The 2,160-nt window shown below is 77.4% G+C and carries 3 protein-coding genes; 1 reads left to right on the top strand and 2 read right to left on the bottom strand.

Going from position 1 to position 2,160, the window contains the following annotated elements; genetic code table 11:
• Both AC2W7A_RS11795 and AC2W7A_RS11790 read right to left on the bottom strand, forming a co-directional pair.
• Positions 1-684 (bottom strand): sensor histidine kinase (locus tag AC2W7A_RS11795; protein ID WP_485991511.1); only part of this gene is annotated, 684 nt, incomplete at its 3' end.
• Complete coding sequence (locus AC2W7A_RS11790; RefSeq protein WP_485991510.1) at positions 627-1,253, bottom strand: PspC domain-containing protein; 627 nt, start codon at positions 1,251-1,253, stop codon at positions 627-629. The genes AC2W7A_RS11790 and AC2W7A_RS11795, both read right to left, overlap by 58 nt.
• A gap of 98 nt (positions 1,254-1,351) precedes the next feature.
• Between AC2W7A_RS11790 and AC2W7A_RS11785 the strand changes: the two genes are divergently transcribed.
• A partial coding sequence (locus AC2W7A_RS11785) for a hypothetical protein (RefSeq protein WP_485991509.1) occupies positions 1,352-2,160 on the top strand: 809 nt, incomplete at its 3' end.

Genomic DNA, 2,160 nt, shown 5'->3' with positions numbered 1-2,160 from the left:
CCGGGCCTCGGCCGTGCCGGCCTCGGCAGACCGGTCCGAGGGGGCGTCGAGGTGCAGGTGGACCTCCGTGCCGGCGGCGGAGGAGCGGATGCGGACCGCCCCTCCGGCCCGTTCCATCCTGCCGCGCAGGGACTCGCGGACGCCGTGCCGGTCAGCCGGCACCCGGTCCGGGTCGAAACCGTGGCCGCGGTCCCGGACGAAGACCTCCACCCCCTGGGCCGCGCCGTCCTCGTCCTCGAGGACCTCGGCGTAGACCTGGGCGTCTCCGGCGTGGCGGGCGGCGTTGGCCATGGCCTCGCGGGAGGCGGCCACCAGCGGCTCGAGCCACTCCCCCTCGGCGTCCCCGACCGCGACCACCTCGATGCGCCTGCCGTACACGTCCTCCACCTCGCCCGCCGCTCGGCGCAGCGCCTCGGAGAGGGTGTCCGGGTCCCGGGCGGGGTCGTCGAACAGGTAGGCACGCAGCTCACGCTCCTGGGCACGTGCCACCCGGGCCACCGTCTCCGGGTCCGCGGCGCGGCGCTGGATCAGGGCCAGGGACTGCAGGACCGAGTCGTGCAGGTGGGCGGCGATCTCCGCGCGCTCGGTCTGCACGGCGAACGCCGTGCGCTCCCGCTCCCGACGGGTCACCCAGCCCAGCACGAACGGGGCGGCCACGAGCGCCAGGCCGGCCAGCAGGGCCACGGCCAGGAGCAGGCCCAGCCAGACGGGTCCCCGGGCCGGCGGCGTCCACGGCGAGCGCCAGCACGGAGACCATCACCAGTGCCGTGCCGAGGCCGAGGCGCAGCCACATGCCGACGGCGGCGTCCGGGCTCGGCGGCCGTGTCCGCCTGCATCCATGCCAGGCCGAGGCCGATCGCCAGGATGCCGACCGGGGCGGCGGCGTCCCAGTCCACCTCTGCACCGAGCGCCTGCACCAGCAGCAGCGCGGCCACGGCCGCCACGGCCACCCCGAGCACGGCGGGCCAGCCGACCTCCCGCAGCCGGGTCACGGCGGTCTCCATCAGCTGCCGGGCCTCCGGCGCCTGGTCCACCGTGCCGTCGGCACGCTCCTCGGGCAGGAGGAGCCACAGCCAGGCATAGAGCGCCAGCCCCACGCCGCCGGTCAGGGCCAGGCCCACCATGCCGAGACGCACCCAGCCCACCGGCAGCTCGAGGTGCCGGGCCAGGCCCGCGCACACGCCGGCCACAGGACGGTCCGTGCGGTGGCGCATCAGCGGCGGGCGCGCGCGGGGCGCGGGAGGGTTCTGCATGTCCCCATCCTGCCCGGTCCTGGCCGGGGCGCACATCCGGGACGGGTTCCGGGATTCCCCGGATGTGCCCCGACCATGCCCCGCGGGAGGATGGAGCCATGCCCTCCCACCAGCACCCCTACGCCGACCAGACCGCCGATCCGACCGCCGACGCCTTCGCCGCCGGCACCCAGCCGGGGCCCGCGGACGGCCTGTCCGCCCTCCCGGGCTGGCTGCGCCGCCCCGTGCGCTCCTGGGGTGTGACCCGCACGGAGCAGCCCTGGGTCTCGGGCTCCCTCGGGGGCGTCGCCACTCGCTACGGACTCGACCCGCTGCTGGTGCGGGGGCGTCTTCGCCGCGGCGTGCCTGCTCTCGGCGGGCCTGGCCCTGCTGGCCTACGCCGCCGCCTGGACGGTCCTGCCCGGTCCGGACGGCCGGGTGCTGTACGCCCAGCTGCGCCGCCGGGATCTCTCGGCGCCGGCGTGGGAGTGGCCGCCGTGGGCGGCGTGGGGCTGGTCTCGCTGTTCTCCGGCGTCGGACTGACCGCCACCGTGGTCGCCGGCGGCGGCCTCACCGCCCTGGCCGGCCTGGCCGGCGTCGGCCTGCTCGTCTGGTGGCTCGCCACCCGATGGGACCCGAAGGCGCAGCGCCCCTCCGCCTCCGGCGGCTCGCTGTCCGCCCGTGTCACCCGGCGGCAGGACACCGAGGGCCCCGGCTCCTCGGTCCGCACGCCCGCCTGGTACATGAGCTCCCGCCAGGGTGCTCCGCAGCAGGACGACGAGGCGGACGAGACCGGCTTCCGTGCCTCCTGGATGACCCGGAGACCGGCCAGTGGAGGGAGCGCCCGCATCGCGCGAGCGGCGTGCCGCCGAGCCGGGTGGCCGGAGCTCGAGCGCGAAGGCCGCCCGGGAGCCGGGCAGGCCAAGCC

Source organism: Micrococcus sp. LASM2_SD2, from assembly GCF_057364565.1.
The sequence above is the reverse complement of the archived record's forward strand: the minus strand, read 5'-3'. Positions and strand labels throughout refer to the sequence as shown.

Coding starts and splice junctions, on each gene's coding strand:
- AC2W7A_RS11790 (WP_485991510.1), bottom strand. CDS start 1,253: ATGCAGAACCCTCCCGCGCCCCGCGCGCGCCCGCCGCTGATGCGCCAC.